The following is a 24,759-nucleotide window of genomic DNA, read 5'->3' as shown; positions in this document are numbered from 1 at the left end:
ATGGGCGTCACACACCATGGCCGTACGCACCGTCTCGACCTCGCCGACCCCACCCTGCGGGAGTGGGTGTGCACGGTGCTGGCGGCCGATCCCGAGCAGGGCATCGTGCTGGACCGGTCGGCCTTCTACCCGGGCGGAGGCGGGCAGCCGCCGGACCACGGAGTGCTGCTCTGGCAGGGGGCGCAGACCCGGATCGTGGGCACCCGCAAGGGCGACGATCTCTGGCTGATCCCGGCCGAGGGTGACCCACTGCCGCCGGTAGGCACCGCCGTCACCGGTGCGGTCGAGGACGACCGGCGGACCATGCTGATGCGCACCCACTCCGGGCTGCACGTGCTCTGCGGGGTGGTCTTCCGCGACTTCGGCGCGCTGGTCACCGGCGGCAACATGGAACCCGGCGAGGCCCGGATGGACTTCAACCTCCCCGAGGTGCCGCCGGACTTCAAGAGCCGGATCGAGGAGCTGGTCAACGCCGAGGTGGCGGCGGACCGCTCGGTCGCCGTGCGGGTGCTGCCCCGGGCCGACGCGCTGGCCCTGCCGGACATCATCCGGACCCAGTCCAACCTGATCCCGCCGGACGAGCAGGAGGTCCGGATCGTCGACATCGTCGGGCTGGACGTGCAGGCCGACGGGGGCACGCACGTCGCCTCCACCGCCCAGATCGGCAAGGTCCAGGTGGTCAAGGTGGAGAGCAAGGGTCGGGCCAACCGCCGGGTCCGGGTGCGAGTGGTCGACTGACGGCCGGCCCGGAGGGCAACGGGTTCGGCGTGCGGTGATTGCGGCGCCCAAGTGCGTCGAGTAGGTTTCGGGAACGCCCACGAGCCGGAAGGAGGTCAGAACCGTGTCCGATGTTCTGCGCCCCCTCCGCGTCCCGGCGTCCACGCGGATCTGACCCGGGGCGTCTGCTTTCCGGAGGATCAACCTGTGACCGATGTGGTCATCCGTCCGCTTGTCGCGGGCGAGGAGAGTCTGTTCGAGTCGATGCCCGATCCGCTGCCGCAACTGCGCCAGGTCAGTTACGCCGACGGGATCGCCGGCGGCGGCTACCGACCCGAGCGCACCTGGGTCGCGCTGCGCGCCGGCCGGGTCGTCGGCCGGGCGGCCTGGCTGCTCCCGCCGGGGGCCGCCGGTGCTCCCTGGCTGGAGCGGTTCGACCTGGCCGCCGAGCCGGCGGTCGGTGCGGCCCTGCTGCGCGCGGCCCACGAGGCCCTCGGCGGCCCCACGAAGTACTACGCCGCACTGCCGGCGCACTGGCGGCGCCGGCCGGAGGTGCTGGCCGTGGTCGAGGCGCCGATGGCGGCTGCCCGGCTCGCCGGGCTGGTCGAGCGCCGGGAGCGGGTGCGCTGCTCCTGGACGGGCACGCCACTGCCGGCGACCTCCGAGCGGTACACCTTCCGTCCGGCCGCCGACGCGGCGGAGATCAACGCCATCGTCGCCCGAATTGCCGAGCCGGACGTGTTGACCGGCATGGAGATCGCGCTGGCGGTCGGCGGGGTGGACCTGGCCACCGACCCGCTGGCCTGGCTGACCGGGCCGCCGCAGGACTGGCGCGTCGCGATGGACGGCGAAGAGCCGGCCGGCCTGGCCGGTACGGCCGGGGACGCCTGCTATCCGCTCCTGGCCTACCTGGGCCTGCTCGACGAGGCCGCCCGCAGCGAGCTGATCACCGAGGCGGTACGGGTGCTGTCGGCCGGCGGTGCCCGGGAGGTGGTGGCCGACGTGGACGCCCACCGGGTGGCGGTGGTGGCGGAGCTGGAACGGACCGGGTTCCGCCAGCTGCGCTGCCGGGTCCTGTTCGAACCCGGCCGGTAGGTGGTCCCTGGTGCGCCCCGGTCCCGCCGGGGCGCACCGGTCACCGGGCCGGACGGTTCAGAGGTGGGCGGCCCGGACGTCGAGCAACCAGCGCTCCACGGTCTCCTCGTCCGGCCGATCCGGCAGCGGGGTGCGGATCCGGTCGAAGTCCCGCTCGGCCGCCGCGACCAGCGTCTCCGCCTCGTCCAGCGCGCCGCCCGCGACCCGCTCGCCGAACGCCCGGAACCACTCCGGGTCGGCCAGCCGGATCTCCAGCCGGCCGGTCGCGTAGAGCACCCGCCCCTGGTGCAGCAGCCGGGCCAGGTGCCGGGCGTGCTTCGCCGAACGCCGCCGGCCGCCGACGGAGGCGTCCCGAGTCGTCAGCTTGCGGAACTGCTGGGTGGCGTAGCCGAGGTAGGCATCGCGGACCCGGGGCGCGCTCAGGAAGGCCGAGCGGATGGCGATGAGCCGTTCGCCGAACCCGGTCCGGGTCTCGTAGCAGTCGTCCGGCAGCCACATCAGTTCGGTCGCCGTGGGGTTGCCGCTCAGCGCCAGCCGGCAGTACTTCGCGCATTCGTGGAGAGTCACATCCGGATCGGTGGTGACCACCGACTCCTTCGGCGGGTGCAGGCCGTGGAAGGCCACCGTGGGCGCGGCGAAGACGCCGATCCGGTCCACGTCCGAGCCGGGGCCGGCCAGCCCGTACGCGACCGAGCCGACGATCCCGGAGAGCAGCAGGTGCATGCCGGCCATGATGGCTGATCCGAATCGCCGGGAAAACCGGACTTCGGCTGTCAGGTATCGGTGCCACGGTGGGTGACATGACGAAACCGCTGACAGGGAAGATCGCGCTCGTCGCCGGGGCGACCCGGGGCGCCGGCCGACAGATCGCCGTCCAGCTCGGCGCCGCCGGGGCCACCGTCTACGCCACCGGCCGGACCACCCGCGAGGGCCGCTCGGAGATGGACCGGCCGGAGACCATCGAGGAGACCGCCGAGCTGGTCACCGCGGCCGGCGGCACCGGGATCGCGGTCGCGGTCGACCACCTCGACCGGGACCAGGTACGCCGCCTGGTCGAGCGGATCGACGCCGAGCAGGGCCGGCTGGACGTGCTGGTGAACGACATCTGGGGCGCCGACCCGCTGATCACCTGGGAGAAGCCGGTCTGGGCGCAACCCCTCGACGCCGGCTTCCGCACCCTGCGGCTGGCCGTGGACACCCACATCATCACCAGCCACTACGCGCTGCCGCTGCTGATCCGCAACCCGGGCGGCCTGGTCGTCGAGATCGGCGACGGCACCAAGGAGTACAACGACATGGCGTACCGGCTCTCGGTCTTCTACGACCTGGCCAAGGTGTCGGTGAACCGGCTGGCCTTCACCCAGGCGCACGAGCTGGCGCCGCACGGGTGCACCGCGGTGGCCCTCACCCCCGGGTGGCTGCGTTCCGAGGCGATGCTGGAGCACTTCGGGGTCACCGAGGCCAACTGGCGCGACGGCGCGGCGAAGGAGCCGCACTTCGTCATGTCGGAGACGCCGGCCTTCGTCGGGCGCGCGGTGGCCGCCCTGGCCGCCGACCCCGACCGGGCCCGCTGGAACGGTGAGTCCGTCGACGCCGGCAGCCTCGCCCAGGTGTACGGCTTCACCGACCTCGACGGCACCCGCCCGCACTTTCTCCGCTACCACGAAGAGGTGATCAAGCCCGGCAAGCCGGCGGACGACAGCGGCTACCGCTGACCCTCCGGCCCTACGTCGTAGAGCGCCGCCACGCGGCGGGCCGCCTCGGCGAAGCGGGCCCGCAGCTCGGGCGGATCGAGCACCTCGACCTCCGGACCGAGCCGCAGCAGCACGTCGTACGCCACCGGCACGGACTCGACGGGCAGCCGGGTCACCACCCACCCCTGCCCGTCGGGTTCGCCCGCTCCTGCCACCGCCTCTTCGTACGCGAAGGGGGCCTCCGCCGCGTGCCGCAGCGCGCGCAGGCCGGCGGGGCTGAGCCGGACGCGGACCTCGGCCCGCAGCATGCCGCGCAGGAACGCCTCCGCCTGCTCCCGCCAGTACGCCCCCAGGTCGAAGCCCTCGTCCCGGTCGAAGCTGTCCTCGCCCGCCTCGACGCCGACCACCCGGTCCACCCGGTACGTCCGGTACCCCTCGTCGACCCGGCCGACCAGGTACCAGGTCCCGCTCTTCAGCACCAGCCCGTACGGCTGCACCGTGCGGGTCACCTCCCGTTCGCCGCGCCGGTAGCGCAGCTCGACCACCCGGTCCCGCCAGACCGCGCGGGCCAGCTCGGTCAGCCACGGCGGCGGGGTGGACTCGCGGAACCAACCCGGCACGTCCAGGTGGAACCGCTGACCGGTGCGGGCGGCCGCGTCCCGCAGGCTCGGCGGCAGCGCGGCGAGGACCTTCAGCTCGGCGGCGGCCACCGCGTCGGCCAGGCCCATGTCGCCGGCCGGCCCGGGCAGCCCGGCCAGGAAGAGCGCCTCCGCCTCGTCCCGGGTCAGCCCGGTCAGCCGGGTCCGGTAGCCGCCCAGCAGGCGGTAGCCGCCGGCCCGGCCCCGGTCCGCGTACACCGGCACGCCGGCCGCGGAGAGCGCCAGCACGTCCCGGTAGACGGTGCGCTCGGAGACCTCCAGCTCGCGGGCCAGCTCGGCCGCGGTCATCGTCTCCCGCGACTGGAGCAGCAGGACCAAGGCGATCAGGCGGGACGCGCGCACCGGACCATCCTGCCCCGCGCCGGCCACGGTAGGGCTGTCCCCACCCCGTAGATACGAGGTGACCGTGTGTCGGTCGGGCCGCCCGGTGACGAGGCTGAGGACATGCGAATTCAAGGACCGGGACGGCCGGTCGTCGAACTGGTCGATGTGGTGCGGAGATACGCCGGCGGCAGCGGGACGCCAGCGCTGGCCGGGGTCACGGTCGCCTTCACGGCCGGGACGTTCAGTGCGGTCATGGGACCGTCCGGGTCGGGGAAGTCCACCCTGCTGCAGTGCGCGGCCGGGCTGGACCGGCCGGACGGGGGCCAGGTCCGGCTCGCCGGGCAGGAACTCGGGACGCTGCGCGAGCCGAAGCTCACCCAGGCCCGCCGCCGACGGGTGGGCTTCGTGTTCCAGTCGTACAACCTGATGGAGTCGCTGACGGTGTGGCAGAACGTGCTGCTGCCGCAGCGGCTCGCCGGCACCCGGCCCGACCGGGCGTGGGCCCGCGAGGTGCTGCACCGGGTCGGCCTGGCCGGGCGGGAGAACGACCGACCCGGGCAGCTCTCCGGCGGCCAGCGGCAACGGGTCGCACTCGCCCGGGCGCTCGCCGCCCGGCCGGAAGTGATCTTCGCCGACGAGCCGACCGGGGCCCTCGACCTCGGCGCCGGCCGGGAGGTGCTCGCGCTGCTGCGCGAGGCGGTGGACGAGCTGCGTACCGCGGTGGTGATGGTGACCCACGACCCGGCGGCGGCCGCCTGGGCCGACCGGGTCGTCTTCCTGGCCGACGGGCGGGTGGTCAGCGAACTGGCCGACCCGACGGTCGAGACGGTTGCCGCGCGGATGACGGCGGTGACGGCCGCATGATCCGCCTCGCGATCGGTACGCTGCGCCGCCACCGGGGCGCCTACCTCGGCACCTTCCTCGCCGCGCTGCTCGCCGTGGCGCTGCTGGCCGGCGCCGGCCTGCTGCTCTTCTCGGTGCTGACCGCGACCCCGCCGGCCGACCGGTTCGCCGCCACCGCGGCGGTGGTCTCCGGCGCCCGGGAGGTCACCCTCACCACGACGAGGGAGAAGCACAAGAAGGGCAGGACGAAAACCAAGACCAAGGTCAAGACCGAACGGCTCAGCGGGGCGGGGACGCTGCCCCGGGACCTGGCGACCCGGCTCGCCGGGCTGCCCGGGGTGGCCCGGGTCGTGCCCGACGCGGCCTTTCCCGTCGAGCTGACCACCGCCGCCGGGCAGCCGGTGCGCGGTGCCGACGCCGCCCCGGTCATCGGCCACGGCTGGTCGTCCGCCGCGCTCACCCCGTACCGGTTGCGCGCCGGACGCGCGCCGCTGGCCGGCGAGGTGGTCGTGGACGCCGACCTCGCCGCCCGGGGTGGCCTCGCCGTCGGCGACCACCTCCGGATCACCACCCGCACCGGGGTACGGACCCTGCGGCTGGCCGGCGTCGCCGCTCCCGCCGGCCGGGACGCGCTGCCGGCTCAGGGCGCGCTCTTCCTCGCCGACGGCGACGTGGCCGCGGTGTCCGGACTGGCCGGTCCCACCGCCGTCGCGGTCCTCGCCGAGCCGGGAACCGACCGGACGGCCCTGCTGGCGGCGGTCCGGGCCGGCGCCGGAGGTGCGCCGGTGCTGACCGGGGCCGACCGGGTACGGGCCGACCTGCCCGGGGCGCTGCCCGACTACATCGGACCGATCTCCGTCTTCGGCTTCACCATCGGGATCACCGCCTTCGCCGCGATCTTCGTGCTCACCGGCACCGTGGCGCTGGGCGTCCGGCAGCGGCTGCGCGAACTGGCCCTGCTGCGCACCATCGGGGCGACCCCGCGCCAGCTCCGGCGGCTGCTCGGTGTGGAGAGCCTGGTGCTCGCCGCCGTCGCCGCGCTGCCGGGGCTGCCGCTCGGCGTGCTCGTCGCCCACCTGGTGGCGGCCCGGTTCCGGCATCTCGGGGTGGTGCCGGCCCAGTTCACCGTGCGGGTCAACCCGGTCGTGCTCCTGCTCGCCGGGTGCGCCGGAGCGCTGGTCACCCTGGTCGCCGCCCGGTTCGCCGGCCGCCGCGCGGTACGGGTCGCCCCGGCCCAGGCGCTCGTCGAGACCGTCGTCGCGCCGCGCGGCGGGACGCTGGGCCGGGCCGCCGCCGCCCTGGTCGCCGCGAGCGGGGCGGTCGCCGTGCTGACCTTCGTGCCGCTCGGTGGCCCGTTCGGGATGGGCATGACCTTCATCTCCTCCGCGCTGCTGCTCTGCGCGGTCGCCGCCCTCGGCCCGCTGCTGGTCCGGCTGGTCTCGGCCGTGCCGGGACGGCTCGGGGCGGGCACCGGCGCGGCGGGCTGGCTGGCCGCCGCCACCACCCGGGTGGAGGCCCGCCGCACCGCGGCGGTGGCCGTGCCCCTGGTGCTGATGTTCGCGATCAACGCGCCGCTGCTGCTCAACGGCGAGTTGCTCACCCGGCTGGCGGGCGACCAGCAGGCGCAGCGGCTGGCGGGGGCGAACACCCTGGTCACCGGCGCGGCCGGGCTGCCGCTCGGCACCGCGGAGCGGGTGGCCACGCTGCCCGGCGTCACCGGCGCGGTGGCGACCATACCCACCCGCGTGGTGCTCGCCCAGGACGGCAAGCCCCAGGACCACGCCGCGCAGGGTGTGTTGCGCACCGGGTCGGACGGCGCGCTCGACCTGGCCGTCGAGGCGGGTGCCCTGGCCGGGGACGGGACGTTCGCGGCGAGCGGCGACCTGGCCGACGCGTACGGCTGGCGGCTCGGCGACGAGGTGCCGATCTGGCTCGCCGACGGGGAGCAGGTCGTCCTGCGACTCTCCGCCCGCTACACCCGGCACCGCGGCTTCGGCGAGCTGACCCTGCCGGCCGGACTGGTCGCCGCGCACGACCCGCGCGGACTCGTCACCATGGTCGCCCTGCGGGACTCCGACGGCGCGGTCGCCGAACGGATCCGGCAGCACTGGCCCGAGCTGGAGGTGGTGCCGACCGCGGCGGCGACCCGTACCGACGACGGCAACCAGCAGGGCGCGTGGGAGCTGCTGGTGGTGGTGTCGCTGGGCTTCACGGCGATCGCGGTGGTGAACACGTTCGCCATCTCGGCCACCGCCCGCCGACGGGAGTTCACCGACCTGCGGCTGGCCGGCGCGACCGCCCGGCAGGTGCACCGCCTGGTGGACCGGGAGGCGCTGATCACCGTGCTGGCCGCGGTGGTGCTGGGCGTCGCCGTCACCAGCACGGTGGTCGTCCCGTTCAGCGTCGCCCAGGACGGCGTCCTCCGGCTGGTGGTGGCACCCGGGACGTACCTGGTGCTGCTCGGCGGGGTGGCCGGGCTCGGGCTGCTCGCCGGCGCTCTGCCGGTCCGGCTCGTGCAACGGCGGCGCGGCCTGCCGGCCCTGGGGGACCGGTGACCCTCCACTCCCGGGCCGCCGCCGGTACGCCGGCGGCGGCCCGGACCGCTACGATCCGCCGCGTGACGACGGCGACCGCCCGGAGCCTGGCGTACCTGGCGGCCGGGATCCTGGCCGGCGCCGCCGGGTTCGCCTGGACCGTGGCCGCGCTGCTCGCCGTCGGCCTGCTCGCGGTGACCCAGCTCGGCGGCCCGGCGTTCCTCGGGGCCGCCTGGGTCACCCGCCGGCTCGCCGCCGTCGAGCGCCGGCGGGCCGGCTGGGTCCTCGGCCGGCCGCTGGAAGAGCCGTACGAGCCGGCCGCCCCGGGCACCGTACGCGAACGCGTCGCCCACCTGGCCCGGCAGCCGGCCACCTGGCGGGACCTGGCCTGGCTGGTGGTGTCCTTCCCGCTGGGCCTGGTGAGCGGGGTGGCCGGCTTGGTGGTCACCGCCGTCCTGCTGGGCGCGGTGGCAGCGCCCGCCTGGCTCTGGGCGGTGCCCAACCACCGGGCGCCGTGGCCGCTGCGACCGCTGCTCACCACCACCCCGGGCCGGTTCGCCCTCACCGCCCTCGGGCTGCTGCTGCTGCCGGTCGGGGCGTTCCTGGTCCGGCGGCTGGCCCGCGCGGTGGCCGCCGCGGCGCGCGCCCTGCTGGCCCCCGGCGCGCACCTGCGGCTGGTCCGGGAGGCCGCCCGGCTCGCGGAGACCCGTTCCCGGGTGGTCGACGCGCAGGCGGCCGAGCTGCGCCGGATCGAGCGCGACCTGCACGACGGCGCCCAGGCCCGGATCGTGGCCGCCGGCATGACCCTGGCGCTCGCGGCCCGGAAACTCCGTGCCGACGGCGGCGCCGCGCTGTCCGACGTGGACCTGGCCCGCCGGCAGCTCGACGACGCGCTCGCCGAGCTGCGCCGGCTCGTCCGCGGCATCCACCCGCCGATCCTCACCGACCGGGGCCTGCACGCGGCTCTCGCCGCGCTGGCCGCGGACAGCCCGCTCGCCGTGCGGCTGCGCGGCGACCCGGCCGGGCGCTACCCCGCGGCGGTGGAGTCGGCCGCCTACTTCGTCGTCGCCGAAGGGCTGGCGAACGCGGGCAAGCACGCCGAGGCGTCCCGGTGCACCATCGTGCTGACCCGCACCGCCGGCGCCCTGGCGGTGACCCTGACCGACGACGGCCGGGGCGGCGCCGATCCCACCGGCGGTGGGATCGACGGCCTCCGTCGCCGGGTCGAGGCCCTGGACGGGACGCTGACCCTGACCAGTCCACCGGGCGGCCCGACCGTCCTGCACGCGGAGTTGCCATGCGCATCGTGATCGCCGAAGACCTGCTGCTCCTGCGCGACGGGCTGGTGCGGCTGCTCACCGACACCGGCCACGAGGTGGTGGCCGCGGTGGACAACGCGGACGACCTGATCGACGCCGTCGAGCGGCACCGACCGGATCTGTCCCTGGTGGACGTCCGGCTGCCGCCCGGCTTTCGCGACGAGGGGTTGCGCGCCGCGCTCCGGCTGCGGGCGGACGGGCGGGACGCCCGGGTGCTGATCCTGTCCCAGTACGTCGAACGGGCGTACGCGGCCGATCTGCTCGCCGACGGCCGGGGCGGGGTGGGCTACCTGCTCAAGGACCGGGTCACCGCGCTCGACGACTTCCTGGACGCGGTGGACCGGGTGGCGGCCGGCGGGACGGTGATGGACCCGGAGGTGGTGCGCCAGCTCTTCACCCGCAACAGCCGGCGTTCCGGAGTGGAGGCGCTCACCCCGCGCGAACGTGAGGTGCTGGGGCTGATGGCGCAGGGAATGTCGAACTCGGCGATCTGCGCGGCCCTGGTGCTCGCCCCGGTGAGCGTGGAGAAGCACATCACCAACATCTTCGCCAAGCTCGACCTGCCGCCCGCCGACGACGCGCACCGCCGGGTACGCGCCGTGCTCGCGTACCTGAACGGGTGATCCGCCCGGCTAGGCTGTCCGGTCGTGGACGCACCCCGCTTCGCCGCGCCGGTGACCGGCGCCGTCACCCGCTTCCTCGCCGGCGCCGGCCTGCTGCTGCGCGGCCTCGCCCTGTACGTCCGCAGCCCCGGGCTGATGCTGCTGGGGATCATCCCGGCGCTGATCTCCGGGGCGCTCTTCGTGGCCGCGTTCGCCGCCCTGCTGTACTTCGTGGACGACCTGGCCGCGCTGCTCACCCCGTTCGCGGACGACTGGTCCGGGACCTGGCGGGGGCTGATCCGGGTGGTCGCCGGGCTGGCCATCGTGGGGCTGGCCGGGCTGCTCGGGGTGCTCGCCTTCACCGCGGTCACCCTGGCCATCGGCGACCCGTTCTACGAGAAGATCTCCGAGCGGGTGGAGGACCGGCTGGGCGGCACCCCGGGCGCGGTCGAGGTGCCGTTCTGGGCCTCGCTGCGGCGCAGCATCGTCGACTCGCTGCGGCTGGTGGCGGTTTCCGCGCTGGTCGGCGTACCCCTCTTCGCGGCCGGGTTCATCCCGGTGGTCGGCCAGACGGTCGTCCCGGTGGTCGGCGCGCTGGTGGGTGGCTGGTTCCTCGCCCTGGAGCTGGTCGGCGCGCCCTTCTACCGGCGCGGCATGCGGTTGCCGGACCGCCGGTCGATACTCAAGGCGGACCGGCCGACCACCCTCGGCTTCGGAGTGGCCGTCTTCGTCTGCTTCCTGATCCCGCTCGGCGCGGTGCTGGTCATGCCGGCCGCCGTCGCCGGGGCCACCCTGCTGGCGCGCCGGTCGCTCGGGCAGTCCGTCGAGGAGGGGTGACATGGAGATCATGCTGGTCGAGGGGGACATCACCGCCCAGCCCATCGACGCGATCGTCAACGCGGCGAACTCCTCGCTGCTCGGCGGCGGCGGGGTGGACGGCGCGATCCACCGTCGGGGCGGCCCGGCGATCCTGGAGGCGTGCCGGGCCCTGCGCGCCTCCCGCTACGGCAAGGGCCTGCCGACCGGCCAGGCGGTCGCCACCACGGCCGGCAACCTGTCGGCCCGCTGGGTGATCCACACCGTGGGGCCGGTCTTCTCACCCCGTGAGGACCGGTCGGCGCTGCTGCGCGCCTGCTACGCCAACAGCCTCGCGCTCGCCGACGAGCTGGGTGCGGTGGCGGTCGCCTTCCCGCTGATCTCCGCCGGCGTCTACGGCTGGCCGGTCGAGGACGCGGTCCGCCAGGCGCTGACCGTGCTGCACGGGGCCGCCCCGGTGCACGTCACCGAGGCTCGGCTGGTGCTCTTCGGCGCCGAGACGTACGCGCTCGCCGCTCGGGTCGCCGCCAAGTTCAGCTGAGCCGGCGCCGGCAGGACCACTGGCTGTCCACCGGCTGGTAGCCGAGCCGGGCGTTGATCGCCAGCATCGGCGCGTTCGCCTCGTCGTTCGAGGTGTACGCGGTCCGTACCCCGGTCGCCGCCGCGCGGTGCAGGGCGGCCTGCTTGGTCAGCCGGGCCAGACCCCGGCCGCGGTGTCCCGGCACGGTGCCGGTGAAGTCCGACCACATCCGGTCGCCGTCCCGCTTGACCAGGCTGAGGGCGACCACTTCGCCGTCCACCTCGGCGACCGTGCTGGCCTGCCGGTCCAGCCCCGGGTTGTCCCAGCACTCGTGGTGCCAGTGGTCGTAACCGAGCACGTCCGTCGGTACGTCGCCCGGCTCGTCCAGCGACGACTCGGCGTCCGCCCGATGGATCCGGCGCGGGTCCACCCCGGCGGCCGGCAGCAGCCGGACGCCCGGCGGCGGCTCGGGCATCGGCGGGGCGGGCCGGAGGTCGAGCGCGGAGTAGCGCAGCTCGCGACTGGGCGTGAAGCCGTGCCGCTGAGCGAACGGCAGGGATTCGGACCGGCAGTGGGTGAGCACGCGGGTCGCCCCGATCCTCCGCAGGTGGCCGAGCGCGGCGTCGAGGAGGGCGGTGCCGACGCCCCGGCGCCGGTGGGCCGGGTGGACATGCAGGGTGGAGATTTCGCCCACGCCGAGCGTCGAGGTCTGCGCGTTGCGGTACGCCGATGCCCAGCCGACCACCTGCCCGTCCGTCTCCGCCACCCAGGCCGTCCAGTCCTCGTCGGGCGGCGGCTGGGCGATCATGCGGCGGGTCGACTCGACCCCGCGCACCAGATACGGGAAGACCAGCGCACGCAGCGCCACGACGGCGGACGCGTCCCCGGGACGGGCGGGACGGATCAGGGAATCGGTCACCGGCCGACCCTAGACACCGTCGCGCGTCACTTGCGACCGGTTAAATCGGCCCGGTGCCGGTCAGCCGAGGTCGCGCAGGCAGGACCACTGGGTGGCGTGCGCCCGGGGGCCGGCGATCGCCTGCCGGGTCCCCTCGACCCCGTGCACGAGGTACGGGTAGACCAGCGCGCGCAGCGCCACCACGGCGGGCGCGTCGTCGGGGCGAGCGGGACGGAGCACGGGCCGACGGTAGCCGTCGTCCCCGGTCCGCGCGACGGGTTAACCGCCCACTTTTGTCTGCCGATCGGAAAAGTTCTGCTCTCACCATCAGAAGTTTCGTCTTCGACATCTGTCCTTTGTGTTTCGGGGCCGTTAAGGTCCGCGTAGAAGTTGGTCGATCGGGTGAGGAGGCGCCGTGTCCCGTCAACCGCTACGCCGTCTGCTGTCGGCGGCGCTCGGTGCGCTGCTGGCGCTGCCGATAGCCGGAAGTCTGTCCACGCCCGCCGCCGCGGCCGAGCCGAGCTTCCGGGCCCTGGTCTTCTCCAAGACCGCCGGGTTCCGGCACGGCTCGATCCCCGCCGGGATCGCGGCGATCCAGAAGCTCGGGCAGGAGAACAACTTCGCGGTGGACGCGACCGAGGACGCCGAGGCCTTCACCGACCCGAACCTGGCCCGGTACGACGTGGTCGTCTGGCTCTCCACCACCGGCGACGTGCTCGACACCGACCAGCAGGCGGCCTTCGAGCGGTACATCCGCCAGGGCGGCGGCTACGCCGGCGTGCACGCCGCCTCGGACACCGAGTACGAGTGGCCGTGGTACGGCAAGCTCGTCGGCGCGTACTTCAACAGCCACCCGGCGATCCAGCAGGCCACGGTCAAGGTGGACGACCACGTGCACCCCGCCACCGCGTCGCTGCCGGACCGGTGGGTGCGCACCGACGAGTGGTACAACTACCGCGCCGACCCGCGCGGCAAGGTGCACGTCCTCGCGGCCCTCGACGAGCGGACGTACGCGCCGGGCACGGGCGCGATGGGCACGAGCCACCCGATCGCCTGGTGCCAGCAGTACGACGGCGGCCGGTCCTGGTACACCGGCGGCGGTCACACCGACGCCTCGTACGCCGAACCGGAGTTCCTCACGCACCTGCTCGGCGGGATCGAGACCGCCGCCGGGGCCGTGCCGGCGGACTGCGGGGCCACCGTCGACGACAACTTCGCGCAGGTCACCCTCGCCAAGGGCGCCGACACCACCGGCGAGCCGATGAACCTCGCGGTGCTGCCCGACCGGCGGGTGCTGCACACCTCCCGCGACGGCCGGGTCTTCCTCACCGACCCGCAGGGCGTGACCAGCCTCGCCGGCCGGATCCCGGTCTACAACCACGACGAGGACGGGTTGCAGGGCATCGGGGTCGACCCCGGCTTCGCCACCACCGGCTGGATCTACCTCTACTACGCGCCACCGCTGGGCACCCCCGAGGGGGACGCGCCGAACGACGGCACCAGCGCCGACTTCGCGCCCTTCGACGGGGTGAACCGGCTGTCCCGGTTCAAACTGTCCGGCGGCACCCTGAACCTGGCCAGCGAGCAGAAGATCCTCGAGGTGCCCGCCAACCGGGGCATCTGCTGCCACGCGGGCGGTGACATCGCCTTCGACGCGGCCGGCAACCTCTACCTCTCCACCGGCGACGACACGAACCCCTTCGCCTCCAACGGCTACAACCCGATCGACGAGCGGGCCAGCCGCAACCCGGCCTACGACGCGCAGCGCTCCTCGGCCAACCCGAACGACCTGCGGGGCAAGGTGCTGCGCATCAAGGTGGCCGCCGACGGCAGCTACCAGGCGCCGGACGGCAACCTCTTCCCGGCCGGCACCGCCGGCACCCGGCCCGAGATCTACGCGATGGGCTTCCGCAACCCGTTCCGCTTCACCGTCGACCCGAAGACCGGCTGGCTCTACCTCGGCGAGTACGGTCCGGACGCCGGCGCCGCCGACCCGAACCGCGGCCCCGCCGGGATGGTGGAGTTCAACCAGATCCGCCGCCCCGGCAACTTCGGGTGGCCGTACTGCGTCGGCCCGAACGTCGCGTACAACGACTACGACTTCGCCACCGGGACCTCCGGGCCGAAGTTCGACTGCGCCGCCCCCCGGAACACCTCGCCGCACAACACCGGCAAGCAGGACCTGCCCGCCGCGCAGCCGGCGTGGATCGCGTACGACGGCGGGTCCGTGCCGGAGTTCGGCGACGGCAGCGAGTCCCCGATGGGCGGCCCGGTCTACCGGTACGACCCCGACCTGAAGTCGGACACCAAGTTCCCCGCGTACTACGACGGCACCTTCTTCGCGGCCGACTGGGGACGCGGCTGGATCAAGAACGTCATCCTGGACGACGCCGGCCAGCCGCTGAGCATCAACCCGTTCCCCGAGCAGATCGTCCGGCCGATGGACATCGAGTTCGGCCCGGACGGGTCCCTCTACGTCCTCGACTACGGCAGCGGTTACTTCGGCGGCGCGCCCGACTCGGCCGTCTACCGGATCGACTACGTCAAGGGCAAGCGCGCCCCGGTCCCGGCGGTGAGCGCCGATCCGACCTCCGGCCAGGCCCCGCTCACCGTCGCCTTCTCCTCCGCCGGGTCGCGGGACCCCGACCCGGGCGACTCGTTCAGCTACGCCTGGGACTTCACCGACGACGGCACGGTCGACTCGACCGAGCCCGACCCCACCTTCACCTACACCACGGCGGGCCAGTTCACCGCCCGGCTGACGCTGACCGACCAGGCCGGCACCACCGGTACGGCGACCGTGCAGATCACGGTCGGCAACACCGCGCCGCGGATCGAGTTCGCCGTCCCACCGGCCGGCGGCGTCTTCCAGTTCGGTGACCGGGTGCCGTTCAAGGCGACCGTCACCGACCCGGAGGACGGCGAGGTCGACTGCGGGACCGTGCAGATCGACTACGCCCTCGGCCACGACACGCACAGCCACGGGCTGGTCCAGACGCACGCCTGCGAGGGAGTGCTCGACACCGTCGCCGAGGACGGCCACAGCGCCGACGCTAACCTCTACGGTGTTGTCGCCGCCACCTACACCGACCGGGGCGCGGCGGGCGTGCCGCCGCTCACCGGGCAGACCCGGCTGGTCCTCCAGCCGCGGGTCCGGCAGAGCGAGCACTTCACCGAGGCCAACGGGATCCAGGTCGTCGACGCGGGTGGTGCGCACGGCGGCAAGCGGGTCGGCTACATCGACAACGGGGACTGGATCGCGTTCGACACGTACAACCTGACCGGCATCACCGGGGTGCAGGCCCGGCTCTCCTCCGGCGGCGGGGGCGGCACGCTCGAGTTCCGCGCGGACCGGCCGGACGGGCCCCTGGTCGCCAGCATGCCGGTGGCGAACACCGGGGGCTGGGACAACTACGTCGACAGTCCGGTCGTCCCGGTCACCGACCCCGGCGGCACCCACCGGCTCTACCTGGTGTTCTCCGGTTCCGGCGGCGGGCTCTTCGACATCGACGAGTTCACCTTCCACGGCAAGGGCGTGGCGTCCAGCACCCGCCCGGAAGTGACCGCCTCGGCCGACGTCACCCAGGCGGAGGTACCGGCGACCGTGCACTTCACCGCCACCGGCACGGACCGGGACGGGGACCAGCTCAGCTACGCCTGGGAGTTCGGTGACGGCGCCACGTCGACCGAGCGGAACCCCACGCACACCTACACCGAGGCCGGTATCCACACGGCGAAGGTCACCGCGAAGGATCCGTCCGGACTGGCCGCCTCGGCCACCGTCACGGTGAACACTTACCGGGTGGCCCCGCCCTGCGCCGACCCGTCCGCAGAGGTGAACCCGGACGACGAGTTCACCGGCGAGGTCATCGACCGGTGCCGCTGGGCGGTGCTGCGCGAGGACCCCGCGCACTACCGGCTCGCCAACGGGTCGCTGCAGATCGACGCCCTGCCGGGTGACATGTACGGCGGCGCCACGGACGCGAAGAACATCCTGCTCCAGGACGCGCCCGACGGGGCGTGGCAGGCCGTCACGAAGGTGACCGTCGACCACAGCGACGAGTACGAGCAGGCGGGCCTCATCGTGCACGGCGACGACGCGAACTTCGTCAAGTTCTCGTTCATCGTCAACGGCAGCGGGGTGCGCAACTTCGAGTTCATCCAGCAGCAGGGCGGCTCGCCGATCGACGGCGGCGCCGTCGACCGCTCGCCCAACCTGGCCGTGGACTTCCCGCACACGGTCTGGATGAAGGTGACCAGCGACGGGCGGACCCTGACCGCGGCGTACTCGACGGACGGCGAGCAGTGGACGACCGTGGGGCGGCCCCGGGATCTCGCCGCCGTACCGAACCCGAAGGTGGGGCTGGCCGCGTTCAACGGCACCGGTAACCCGGCGTCGTTCGACTTCTTCCGGCTCGACGACGCGCCGCAGAACGCCTGTACGCCGACGGCCCCGGAGGCCGGCTACACCAGCCTCTTCGACGGCACCCCGGCGAGCCTGGCCACGTGGCGGCAGGCCGGACCGGGCGGGTTCCTGCACGCCGCCGACTGCACCCTGCTGTCGTACGGCGGGCTGGGCCTGCACTGGTACGAGCAGGGCTTCACCGACTACAGCCTGAAGCTGGACTGGAAGATGGCCGGGGACGACAACTCCGGGGTGTTCGTCGGGTTCCCGGACCCGGGCGACGACCCGTGGGTGGCCGTCAACAAGGGCTACGAGATCCAGATCGACGCCACGGACGCGCCGGAGCGGACGACGGGGGCGATCTACAGCTTCCAGTCGGCCGACCTGGCCGCCCGGGACGCCGCGCTGAAGCCGCCGGGGCAGTGGAACTCGTACGAGATCGTGGTCCGGGGCCAGAGCATCGTGGTCTACCTGAACGGCACGAAGATCAACCAGTACGTCAACCCCGACCCGGAGCGGATGCGGCAGCCCAGCTACGTCGGCATCCAGAACCACGGCGACGGTGACGACGTCTCGTTCCGCAACATCCGGCTGAAGGAGCTGCCGGCGGACACCGCCGCCCCCACCACCCGGGCGACGACCTCGCCGGCCCAGCCGGACGGCGACGCCGGCTGGTTCCGCTCCGACGTCACGGTCACCCTGCAGGCCACCGACACCGACAGCGGCGTGCTGCGGACCGAGTACCGGACCGACGGCGGCGGGTGGACCCCGTACACCCGGCCGGTCCCGGTGGCCGGCGACGGTGAGCACACCGTCGAGTACCGGTCGGTGGACCTGGCGGGCAACGTCGAGGAGCCGCGGAAACTGGTGCTCAAGCTCGACGGGACCGCCCCGGTCTCCGCCGCGACGTTCGCCCCGGCGGGCGACTCGGGGTGGCACACCGGTGCGGTGCCGGTCACCATCACGGCCGCCGACCAGACGTCCGGGGTGGCGAGGATCGAGTACTCGCTCGACGGCGGAGCCTGGACGGCGTACACCGACTCGGTGGAGGTGCGCGGCGACGGCAACCACACCCTCCGTTACCGGGCCACCGACCGGGCGGGCAACGTCGAGGACGTGAAGTCGGCCGTACTGAAGATCGACGGAACCGCCCCGGCGGTCCTCCTGTCCGGGGTGGCGGCCGGCGTCACCTACGGCGACAGCCAGGACGTGCGGATCACCTACTCGGCGACCGACGGCACGTCGGGGGTCACGTCGCTGGTCGGCACCCTGGACGGGCGGCCGATCCTCGACAACACCCTGCTGCCGCTCTACGAGCTGTCGCTCGGCGGGCACACGTTGACGGTGGTGGCGACCGACGAGGCCGGCAACCGGTCGACCCGGTCGGTGACGTTCACGGTGACCACCTCGATCGAGGACATGGGCAACCTGGTGGACCGGTTCCGGGCCACCGGCCGGCTCTCCGCCGAGAGCGCGACCGAGCTGCACAAGCCGCTGGATCGGGCCGCCCGGTTCGCGGCCCGCGGGCTCGACGCGCAGGCGGTACGGGAGCTCCGGGCGTTCCGGGACCTGGCCGGTGACCCGAAGGTGGTACCGGACGCCGAGCTGCGGACCGTGCTGGTCCGCGACGCGGACGCGCTGATCGGGCGGTTGTCCGGCTCGTAGGACGACCGCCCGGAACGGCCGGGGCCGGGGGTGTCACACTCCCGGCCCCGGCTCTCGGGTGCCTACGCCGATTCGCGGACGACCAGCTCGGTCGGCAGCATGAGCGCCTGCTCGACCTGCTCGCCTGCGGCGATCCGGAGCAGTTGGCGGGTCATCGCCCGGCCCAGCTCCACTATCGGTTGCCGGATGGTGGTCAGCGGCGGCTCGGTGTAGGCCGCCGTCTCGATGTCGTCGAAGCCGATCACCGCGACGTCCTGCGGCACCCGCCGGCGCGCCTCCCGCAGGGTGCGCAGTGCGGCGTGCGCCATCAGGTCGGAGGCGGCGAAGACCGCGTCCAGGTCCGGGTGGTCGGCCAGCAGTTGCCGCATCGCCGCGGTGCCGGACTCCCGGGTGAAGTCGCCGTACGCGACCAGCACCGGCAGGCCCGCTTCGGTGACCGTGTCCCGGTAGCCCTCCAGCCGCTCGATGCCGGCCACCATGTCCTGCGGGCCGGCGATGGTGGCGATCCGCCGCCGACCGCTCTCGATGAGGTACCGGACCGCCCGGGTGACCCCGCCGACGTGGTCGACGTCGACGTACGGCACCTCGGCGCCGTCCAGCGGGCGACCGCTGCACACCACCGGGATGCCCATCCGGGCCAGCCTGCCGGGGAGCGGGTCCTCGCCGTGCAGCGAGGCGAAGAGCACCCCGTCCACGTGCCGGCCGGTGGTGTACCGCTCGACCCGTTCGTGCCCGGCCGGCGAGCCGGCCAGCATCAGCACGAGCTGCTTGTCCGCCGCCTCCAACTCCTGGGCCGCCCCGCGGATGATTCCCGGGAAGACCTGGTCGTCGGAGAAGACCCGGGTGGCCGCCTCGGGCATGACCAGCGCGACCGAGTCGGTGCGCTGGGTGACCAGACTGCGGGCGGCGAGGTTCGGGACGTACCCGAGCTCCTCGACCGCCCGGCGGACCGCCTGCTGGATCGACTCCGCGACGGTGGTGGAACCGTTGACCACCCGGGAGACCGTGGCCCGGGACACGCCTGCCCGCTTGGCCACCGCCTCCAGGGTCGGCCGTTGTGCCGTCGTCATCCCCGTTACCACCACCTCGTCACAGCCCGTTCCGGGAGATCACCTCCTGGTACCAGCGGGCACTTTCCTTCGGTGTGCGCCGCTGGGTCAGGTAGTCGACGTGGACGATCCCGAACCGCTTCCGGTAGCCCTCGGCCCATTCGAAGTTGTCCAGCAATGACCATACGAGATAGCCCCGCAGGTCGACCCCACGGGAGATGGCCTCGTGCACCGCGCGCAGGTGCCCGTCGAGGTAGGCGACCCGCTCGGTGTCGGCCACCCAACCGGTCCCCGCGGACCCGTCCCGGTCCGGGAACGCCGCGCCGTTCTCCGTGATGATCATCGGCAGCCCCGGGTAGTCGGCGGCCATCCGCTCCAGCAGCCGGGTGAGGCCGGCCGGCTCGATCATCCAGCCCATGTCGGTCAGCGGCCCGACCGGTGGCAGGAACTCGACGCTGCCCGCGCTGCCCGGGTACGCGCTGCCGCCCGCGCCGCCCGCCCGCCCGGCCACGTAGGTGGGCGAGTAGTAGTTGATCCCGAGCAGGTCGATCGGCGCGGCGATCACCTTCTCGTCGCCGTCCCGGACGAAGTCCGGATCGACCAGCCGGCTCACATGCGCCAGCACGTCGTCCGGGTAGCCGGCCCCGGTCAGTGGGTCGAGGAAGATCCGGTTGTGCAGCCCGTCGACCAGCCGCACCGCGGCGGCGTCCGCCGCGCTGTCCGCGTCCGCCGGCTGCACGTCGGCCAGGTTGAGGGTGATCCCCAGAACCTCCGCGCCGGCCGCGCGCAGCGCCCGGGTGGCCAGGCCGTGGCCGAGCAGCAGATGGTGTACGGCCCGGAACGCGGCCCCCGCGTCCTGCCCGCCCGGGGCGTGTACCCCGTTGCCGTAGCCGAGGTACGCCGAGCACCACGGCTCGTTGAGCGTGGTCCAGGTGCGCACCCGGTCCCCGAGCCGCCGGTGGACGGCGACCGCGTAGTCGGCGAAGTGCTCGGCGGTCTCCCGGACGGTCCAGCCGCCCCGGTCCTCCAGTGCCTGCGGCAGGTCCCAGTGGTAGAGCGTGACGATCGGGTCGATACCCCGGCCCAGCAGGGTGTCGACCAGGCGGTCGTAGAAGTCCAGTCCGCGCGGGTTGACCGGACCGGTGCCGTCGGGCCGGATCCGTGGCCAGGCCACCGAGAAGCGGTACGCCGCCAGGCCCAGGTCCGCCATCATCGCCACGTCGTCGACGTACCGGTGGTAGTGGTCGCAGGCGACGTCACCGGTGTGTCCCTGGAACACCTTTCCGGGCGTACGGCTGAAGGTGTCCCAGATGGACGGACCGCGACCGTCCTCGTGGACCGCGCCCTCGATCTGGTACGCGGCGGTGGCCGCGCCCCAGACGAAGCCCTCGGGGAATCGCAGTTCGTTCACGCCTTGACCGCACCTTCCATGATGCCGCCGATGATCTGGCGGCCGAACACGATGAACACCAGCAGCAGGGGAAGGGTGGCGATGGCCGTGCCGGTGAACACCTGCGACATGTCCTGGTAGTAGCCGTCGGACAGGGCCCGCAGCGACAGCTGCACGGTCGGGTTCTCCGGATCGTTCAGCACCGCGTACGGCCAGAGGAAGTCGTTCCAGGTGGTCATGAAGGTGAGCAGGCCGAGCACCGCGGCGGCCGGGCGCAGCGCCGGCAGCACCACGTTCCAGTAGATCCGCGTGGTGTTGCAGCCGTCCATCCGGGCGGCCTCGATCAGCTCGGTGCTGACCGCCTGGCCGGCGTACTGGCGCATCATGAACACGCCGAAGCCGGTGACCAGCGCCGGCACGATCACCGCGGGCAGCCGGTCGTTCCAGTTCAGCCTGGTCATCAGCATGTACAGCGGGATGACGCCGAGCTGGGTGGGCACCATCATGGTGGCGACGATGACCAGCAGCAGCGCGTTGCGTCCGCGGAAGCGCAGCTTGGCGAAGGCGAACCCGGCCAGCGTGGAGAAGAAGACCACGGAGACGGTGACCGTGCCGGCCACGATCGCCGAGTTGATCAGGCCGGTGAGGAAGTACGCGTCGGTGTTCTCGAAGAGCCGGGCGATGTTGGCGCCGAGGTTGCCGCCCGGCGTGACCGGGGGCGGGACCTGGCCCATGGCGTCGCTGGTCCGGCTGGCCACCACGAACATCCAGTAGATCGGGAAGATCGACAGGAAGGCCGTGATGGTCAGCGCCACGTAGGTGAGCCGGCCGGCCGACCAGAGGCGGGTCATCGGGAGTCCTCCTTGCGGGCGCCGCCGCCGAGCCGGCGGAGGAGCAGGACGTTGATGGCCGCGACCACCGCGATCAGCGCGAACAGCAGCCAGGCGATCGCCGAGCCGTAGCCGAAGTTGTAGTGCGGCGCGAACGCGTTCTCGAACATGTACATGGTCACCGTCTGCGACTCGCGCAGCGGACCGCCGCGGATCGCGTTGGTGCCGGAGTTGAAGAGCCGGGGCTCGGTGAAGAGCTGGAGGCCGCCGATGGTGGAGATGATGACCGCGAAGATGATCGTCGGCTTCAGCAGCGGCACCGTGATCGACCAGAACTGTCTCGATCGGCTCGCACCGTCGATCGAGGCGGACTCGTAGAGGTCGCGCGGGATGGCCTGCATGGCGGCCAGGAAGATCAGCGTGTTGTAGCCGGTCCACCGCCAGTCGACCATGGTCGAGATGGCCACCCAGGAGGCGATCCGGTTGGCCTTCCAGTCGATCGCGTCGATGCCGACGTGGTCGAGCAGCCAGTTGATCATGCCGAACTCGCGGCCGAAGAGGACGGCGAAGACGATCGCCACCGCGGCGGTGGAGGTCACGTTCGGGATGAGCACCGCCATCCGCCAGGTGGTCCGGGCCCGGAGCTGGCGGTTGAGCAGGTTGGCCAGCCAGAGGGCGAGCAGCAGCTGCGGGCCCGTGGAGATGACGAAGATGCCGAGGGTGTTCACCACCGAGTGCCAGAAGTCCGGGTCGGCCAGGAGCTGGCTGTAGTTGTCGAACCCGACGTACGGGTGCTCGGCGCCGAGCAGGTCCCAGTCGTGCAGCGAGACCCAGAACGTGTACGCCAGCGGGTAGATCCCAAACACCCCGAAGAGCAGGAAGAACGGGGCGATGTACAGGTAGGGCGAGTACTTCGTGTCGAACCGGCTGAGCCGGGCGCCCCGGCCGGGACGGACGATGCGGTGCGCCGGCCTGACCGGCGGGCGGGCGTCGAGCTGGACTGCCATGGCCCGTGACTCCTTTCCGCCGTGCGGGCGGTACCCCGTTGCCGGGGTCCCGCCCGCACGCACTGGCTCGGGTTACTTGGCAGCGGCCTTCTTGGCGTTCTCGACCGCGTCGGTCCAGCCCTGCTCCGGGCTGCGCTTGCCCAGCTCCACGGTGCGGACCGCGTTCTCCACCTCGGTGCGGACGGCCTGGTTCTTCGGGCCCATGTAGACCGGCTTCAGGCTCTTGGCGCCGGTGGCGAAGATCTTGCCGACCGGGGCGTCCGAGAAGTAGGCGTTCTTCGAGTCGACGATCGCCGGGTCGTCGAGGGCCTGCGGCGACGAGGGCAGCGGGCCCTTGGCCTTGAAGGCGCCGATCTGGCCCTTGGCGCTGGTCAGAAACTTCGCCAGCTCGATCGCCTCGGCCTGGTGCTTGCTCTGCTTCGGCACGGCAAGGAAGGAGCCGCCCCAGTTGCCGCCGTTGCCGGGGACCTGGGCGATGTCCCACTTGCCCTTGGCGCCCGGGCCGGCGTTGCCCTCGATGACGCCGGTCATCCAGGCCGGGCAGGCGATGGTGGCGAACTTCGACTGCTTGAACGCGGAGACCCACTCCTCCGACCAGGAGCCGTACTTGCCGGAGAGGCCGGAGTCGATGATGTCCATGGTGGTGTCGTACGCCTGCTTCACCGCCGGGTTGCTGTCGACGACCAGGTTGTTGCTGGTGTCGTAGTAGCTGTAGCCGGTGGTGTTGCCGGCGGTCTGGAGCAGGATGGTGTTGAAGGTGTTGGTGGCGGCGTCGAGGAAGGCGGCACCGGTGTTCTTCGCCTTGAACTGCTCGCCGACCTTGATGTAGTCCTGCCAGGTCGGCCAGAGCTTGGACACCGCCTCGCGGTCGGTGGGCAGGCCGGCCTTGGCGAACAGGTCCTTGCGGTAGCACATGGCCATGCCGCCGACGTCGGTGCCGAGTCCGATCAGCTGCTTGCCGTCGGCGGTGAGGCCCTGGTTCCACTTCCAGTCGAGGAAGTTGCCCTTGAGGTCGCCAGCGCCGTGGTCGAGCAGGTTGACGAAGTTCTGCGGGTTGGCCTTGTACTCGACGAGCAGGCCCTCCTCGATGGCTACGACGTCGCCCGCGCCCTTGCCGGCGGCCAGCCACTGGGTGAGCTTCGGCGAGTACTCGTCCAGGTTGCTGCCGGTGCCCCGCTCGACGATCCGCACGTTGGGGTGGCTGGCCATGTACTCCTTGTACAGGTCCTCGTAGCCGAACTGGCCGAAGACGTCGACGGTGAGCGTGACCGGCCCGTCGGCGGCGGCCTTGTCGTCCGCGCCACCGCAGGCGGTGGCGCCGAGCAGCGCGGTGGTGGCGACCAGGGCCACCGCCGCCAGGCGGCGGCGCGTGAAGGTACCCATCTCTTATCTGACCCCTCTAGGTCGTGTACGGGTGGTGGAGGGTGGTTCCGGTACTCAGAGAGCGCTCTCACGAAAGGGTGGTGGCTGGCTCGTGCTCCTGTCAAGAGAGCGCTCTCAGACCGTTACCAAAACGCGGAGAGCGACCTTCCGTCGCGGGGGAAGGTCGCTCTCCGCGTCACGTGGCAGGGCCCCGGTGCGGCCCGGGCGGGGTCAGCCCACCCGCAGCCCGGTCAGCAGCCGGCGGTCGCCGGCCACCCCGAGGGCGTCGAAGCTGATCCGGCCCATCAGGGCCAGCAGCAGGTCGCTGGCGGTGCCGGTGACCTGGGCCCGGGCGTGGTGCTCGTCGTGGTCCAGGATCGTCGCGGTGTCCAGCAGGGCCACCCCCTCGCCGCGCAGCCGCAGGTACCAGTCCTGGGCCGCGTCGGTCGCGGTCAACTGCACCACCCCGTGCCACTGGCCGGACCCGATCCGCCGGCCGGCCGGCAGCCAGGTGTCCAGCACCTCGCTCACCCCGTCGGCCGCGAGCTTCGCCTCGATCGGTTCCCCGGCGCCGATGGCGAGCTGGGCGTCCCAGCGGTGGACCGCCGTCTCGTGCGCCATCCGGCGCGGCCAGAACCCGGCCTTCTTCGGCTGCGGCGCGAAGTTCCACGCCGGGGCCTCCACGTCGAGCCCCTCGAAGAGCGCCATGAGCTGGTCGTACTCCTGCCGGTACCACTGGGCGGGGGTCAACCCGGCCGGCGGCTCCGGATCGTGCCGCTCCGGCCGGGTGGCCGTCCCGGCGGTCACGACCGTACGGGCCCAGACGTAGACCCGGGTGAGGTGGTGAGCGAGGTCGATGACCGTCCAGCCGGGGCAGGAGAGCACCGGTGTCTCCGGGGGCGCCTCCGCGACCGCGGCGGCGAAGGCGGGGCCCTCCGTACGCAGCGCGCCGATCCAGAAGTCCTTCGTGCCGTGCAGTCTGCTCATCGCAATCCTCCCGGGGGTGACCGGGCCACCAGTGGGTGCCGCG

The 24,759-nt window shown here is 73.1% G+C and carries 20 protein-coding genes; 10 read left to right on the top strand and 10 right to left on the bottom strand.

Annotated features, from left to right (window positions below):
* Entirely contained in the window at positions 1-738 is a 738-nt protein-coding gene (locus ACZ6S5_RS04480) for an alanyl-tRNA editing protein (RefSeq protein ID WP_465997657.1), read from the top strand.
* 186 nt (positions 739-924) lie between these two features.
* A complete protein-coding gene (locus tag ACZ6S5_RS04475) occupies positions 925-1,812 on the top strand; it encodes an acetyltransferase (RefSeq protein ID WP_465997655.1) in 888 nt (295 codons plus the stop codon).
* 57 nt (positions 1,813-1,869) lie between these two features.
* Here the strand turns inward: ACZ6S5_RS04475 and ACZ6S5_RS04470 are convergent, their stop codons facing one another.
* Positions 1,870-2,535, bottom strand: a complete 666-nt coding sequence (locus ACZ6S5_RS04470) for a nucleotidyltransferase domain-containing protein (RefSeq protein ID WP_465997846.1) — start codon at positions 2,533-2,535, stop codon at positions 1,870-1,872.
* Positions 2,536-2,612: 77 nt separating this feature from the next.
* Between ACZ6S5_RS04470 and ACZ6S5_RS04465 the strand changes: the two genes are divergently transcribed.
* On the top strand, positions 2,613-3,527 hold the full coding sequence (locus ACZ6S5_RS04465; protein ID WP_465997653.1) for an SDR family oxidoreductase: 915 nt from the start codon (positions 2,613-2,615) through the stop codon (positions 3,525-3,527).
* Here ACZ6S5_RS04465 and ACZ6S5_RS04460 read toward each other — a convergent pair.
* Positions 3,518-4,507 carry a helix-turn-helix transcriptional regulator gene (locus ACZ6S5_RS04460; RefSeq protein ID WP_465997651.1) on the bottom strand — a complete coding sequence of 330 codons (990 nt, stop codon included), beginning with the start codon at positions 4,505-4,507 and terminating at the stop codon, positions 3,518-3,520. The two genes, ACZ6S5_RS04465 and ACZ6S5_RS04460, sit on opposite strands and share 10 nt — an antisense overlap.
* A 102-nt stretch (positions 4,508-4,609) precedes the next feature.
* On the opposite strand from ACZ6S5_RS04460, the gene ACZ6S5_RS04455 reads away from it, so the two are divergent.
* From ACZ6S5_RS04455 to ACZ6S5_RS04430, 6 genes are all read left to right on the top strand, one after another.
* The gene (locus ACZ6S5_RS04455) at positions 4,610-5,353 is read left to right on the top strand and encodes an ABC transporter ATP-binding protein (RefSeq protein WP_465997649.1); all 744 of its coding nucleotides are present in this window, start codon (positions 4,610-4,612) and stop codon (positions 5,351-5,353) included.
* A complete protein-coding gene (locus tag ACZ6S5_RS04450) occupies positions 5,350-7,887 on the top strand; it encodes an ABC transporter permease (RefSeq protein WP_465997647.1) in 2,538 nt (845 codons plus the stop codon). Before ACZ6S5_RS04455 ends, ACZ6S5_RS04450 begins: the two co-directional genes overlap by 4 nt.
* 62 nt (positions 7,888-7,949) lie before the next feature.
* Positions 7,950-9,176, top strand: coding sequence for a sensor histidine kinase (locus ACZ6S5_RS04445; RefSeq protein WP_465997645.1), 1,227 nt, complete (start codon positions 7,950-7,952; stop codon positions 9,174-9,176).
* Positions 9,164-9,808, top strand: coding sequence for a response regulator transcription factor (locus ACZ6S5_RS04440; RefSeq protein ID WP_465997643.1), 645 nt, complete (start codon positions 9,164-9,166; stop codon positions 9,806-9,808). Before ACZ6S5_RS04445 ends, ACZ6S5_RS04440 begins: the two co-directional genes overlap by 13 nt.
* A 24-nt stretch (positions 9,809-9,832) precedes the next feature.
* On the top strand, positions 9,833-10,624 hold the full coding sequence (locus ACZ6S5_RS04435; protein ID WP_465997641.1) for an EI24 domain-containing protein: 792 nt from the start codon (positions 9,833-9,835) through the stop codon (positions 10,622-10,624).
* Between the two features lies 1 nt (position 10,625).
* Positions 10,626-11,144, top strand: a complete 519-nt coding sequence (locus ACZ6S5_RS04430; RefSeq protein WP_465997639.1) for an O-acetyl-ADP-ribose deacetylase — start codon at positions 10,626-10,628, stop codon at positions 11,142-11,144.
* Here ACZ6S5_RS04430 and ACZ6S5_RS04425 read toward each other — a convergent pair.
* Together ACZ6S5_RS04425 and ACZ6S5_RS04420 are read right to left on the bottom strand one after the other, a co-directional pair.
* Positions 11,137-12,042: a GNAT family N-acetyltransferase gene (locus ACZ6S5_RS04425; RefSeq protein WP_465997637.1), complete on the bottom strand. Its 906-nt coding sequence runs from the start codon at positions 12,040-12,042 to the stop codon at positions 11,137-11,139. The two genes, ACZ6S5_RS04430 and ACZ6S5_RS04425, sit on opposite strands and share 8 nt — an antisense overlap.
* 60 nt (positions 12,043-12,102) lie before the next feature.
* The gene (locus tag ACZ6S5_RS04420) at positions 12,103-12,261 is read right to left on the bottom strand and encodes a hypothetical protein (RefSeq protein WP_465997635.1); all 159 of its coding nucleotides are present in this window, start codon (positions 12,259-12,261) and stop codon (positions 12,103-12,105) included.
* Between the two features lie 175 nt (positions 12,262-12,436).
* On the opposite strand from ACZ6S5_RS04420, the gene ACZ6S5_RS04415 reads away from it, so the two are divergent.
* Positions 12,437-18,091, top strand: a complete 5,655-nt coding sequence (locus tag ACZ6S5_RS04415; protein ID WP_465997633.1) for a ThuA domain-containing protein — start codon at positions 12,437-12,439, stop codon at positions 18,089-18,091.
* Positions 18,092-18,153: 62 nt separating this feature from the next.
* On the opposite strand, the gene ACZ6S5_RS04410 is transcribed toward ACZ6S5_RS04415, so the two are convergent.
* From ACZ6S5_RS04410 to ACZ6S5_RS04385, 6 genes are all read right to left on the bottom strand, one after another.
* Complete coding sequence (locus ACZ6S5_RS04410) at positions 18,154-19,161, bottom strand: LacI family DNA-binding transcriptional regulator (protein ID WP_465997631.1); 1,008 nt, start codon at positions 19,159-19,161, stop codon at positions 18,154-18,156.
* A gap of 19 nt (positions 19,162-19,180) precedes the next feature.
* Positions 19,181-20,551, bottom strand: coding sequence for a GH1 family beta-glucosidase (locus ACZ6S5_RS04405; protein ID WP_465997629.1), 1,371 nt, complete (start codon positions 20,549-20,551; stop codon positions 19,181-19,183).
* Positions 20,548-21,381 (bottom strand): carbohydrate ABC transporter permease, encoded by an 834-nt coding sequence (locus ACZ6S5_RS04400; RefSeq protein ID WP_465997627.1) that lies wholly within the window; start codon positions 21,379-21,381, stop codon positions 20,548-20,550. The genes ACZ6S5_RS04405 and ACZ6S5_RS04400 overlap by 4 nt, the downstream gene beginning before the upstream one ends.
* Complete coding sequence (locus tag ACZ6S5_RS04395; RefSeq protein ID WP_465997625.1) at positions 21,378-22,367, bottom strand: carbohydrate ABC transporter permease; 990 nt, start codon at positions 22,365-22,367, stop codon at positions 21,378-21,380. The genes ACZ6S5_RS04400 and ACZ6S5_RS04395 overlap by 4 nt, the downstream gene beginning before the upstream one ends.
* 72 nt (positions 22,368-22,439) lie before the next feature.
* The gene (locus tag ACZ6S5_RS04390) at positions 22,440-23,750 is read right to left on the bottom strand and encodes an ABC transporter substrate-binding protein (protein WP_465997623.1); all 1,311 of its coding nucleotides are present in this window, start codon (positions 23,748-23,750) and stop codon (positions 22,440-22,442) included.
* 210 nt (positions 23,751-23,960) lie between these two features.
* The gene (locus ACZ6S5_RS04385; RefSeq protein WP_465997621.1) at positions 23,961-24,716 is read right to left on the bottom strand and encodes a maleylpyruvate isomerase family mycothiol-dependent enzyme; all 756 of its coding nucleotides are present in this window, start codon (positions 24,714-24,716) and stop codon (positions 23,961-23,963) included.
* Positions 24,717-24,759: the final 43 nt, after the last annotated feature.

The sequence above is a fragment of the Micromonospora sp. NPDC051924 genome, from assembly GCF_055586005.1.
This window is presented reverse-complemented; position numbering and strand designations above follow the sequence as displayed.

Excerpts from the sequence above, each read along its gene's own strand:
- ACZ6S5_RS04465 (WP_465997653.1), top strand. The coding sequence starts at position 2,613 with ATGACGAAACCGCTGACAGGGAAGATCGCGCTCGTCGCCGGGGCGACC.
- ACZ6S5_RS04385 (WP_465997621.1), bottom strand. The coding sequence starts at position 24,716 with ATGAGCAGACTGCACGGCACGAAGGACTTCTGGATCGGCGCGCTGCGT.
- ACZ6S5_RS04430 (WP_465997639.1), top strand. The coding sequence starts at position 10,626 with ATGGAGATCATGCTGGTCGAGGGGGACATCACCGCCCAGCCCATCGAC.
- ACZ6S5_RS04400 (WP_465997627.1), bottom strand. The coding sequence starts at position 21,381 with ATGACCCGCCTCTGGTCGGCCGGCCGGCTCACCTACGTGGCGCTGACC.
- ACZ6S5_RS04410 (WP_465997631.1), bottom strand. The coding sequence starts at position 19,161 with ATGACGACGGCACAACGGCCGACCCTGGAGGCGGTGGCCAAGCGGGCA.
- ACZ6S5_RS04450 (WP_465997647.1), top strand. The coding sequence starts at position 5,350 with ATGATCCGCCTCGCGATCGGTACGCTGCGCCGCCACCGGGGCGCCTAC.
- ACZ6S5_RS04480 (WP_465997657.1), top strand. The coding sequence starts at position 1 with ATGGGCGTCACACACCATGGCCGTACGCACCGTCTCGACCTCGCCGAC.
- ACZ6S5_RS04390 (WP_465997623.1), bottom strand. The coding sequence starts at position 23,750 with ATGGGTACCTTCACGCGCCGCCGCCTGGCGGCGGTGGCCCTGGTCGCC.
- ACZ6S5_RS04455 (WP_465997649.1), top strand. The coding sequence starts at position 4,610 with ATGCGAATTCAAGGACCGGGACGGCCGGTCGTCGAACTGGTCGATGTG.
- ACZ6S5_RS04470 (WP_465997846.1), bottom strand. The coding sequence starts at position 2,535 with ATGCACCTGCTGCTCTCCGGGATCGTCGGCTCGGTCGCGTACGGGCTG.
- ACZ6S5_RS04440 (WP_465997643.1), top strand. The coding sequence starts at position 9,164 with ATGCGCATCGTGATCGCCGAAGACCTGCTGCTCCTGCGCGACGGGCTG.
- ACZ6S5_RS04395 (WP_465997625.1), bottom strand. The coding sequence starts at position 22,367 with ATGGCAGTCCAGCTCGACGCCCGCCCGCCGGTCAGGCCGGCGCACCGC.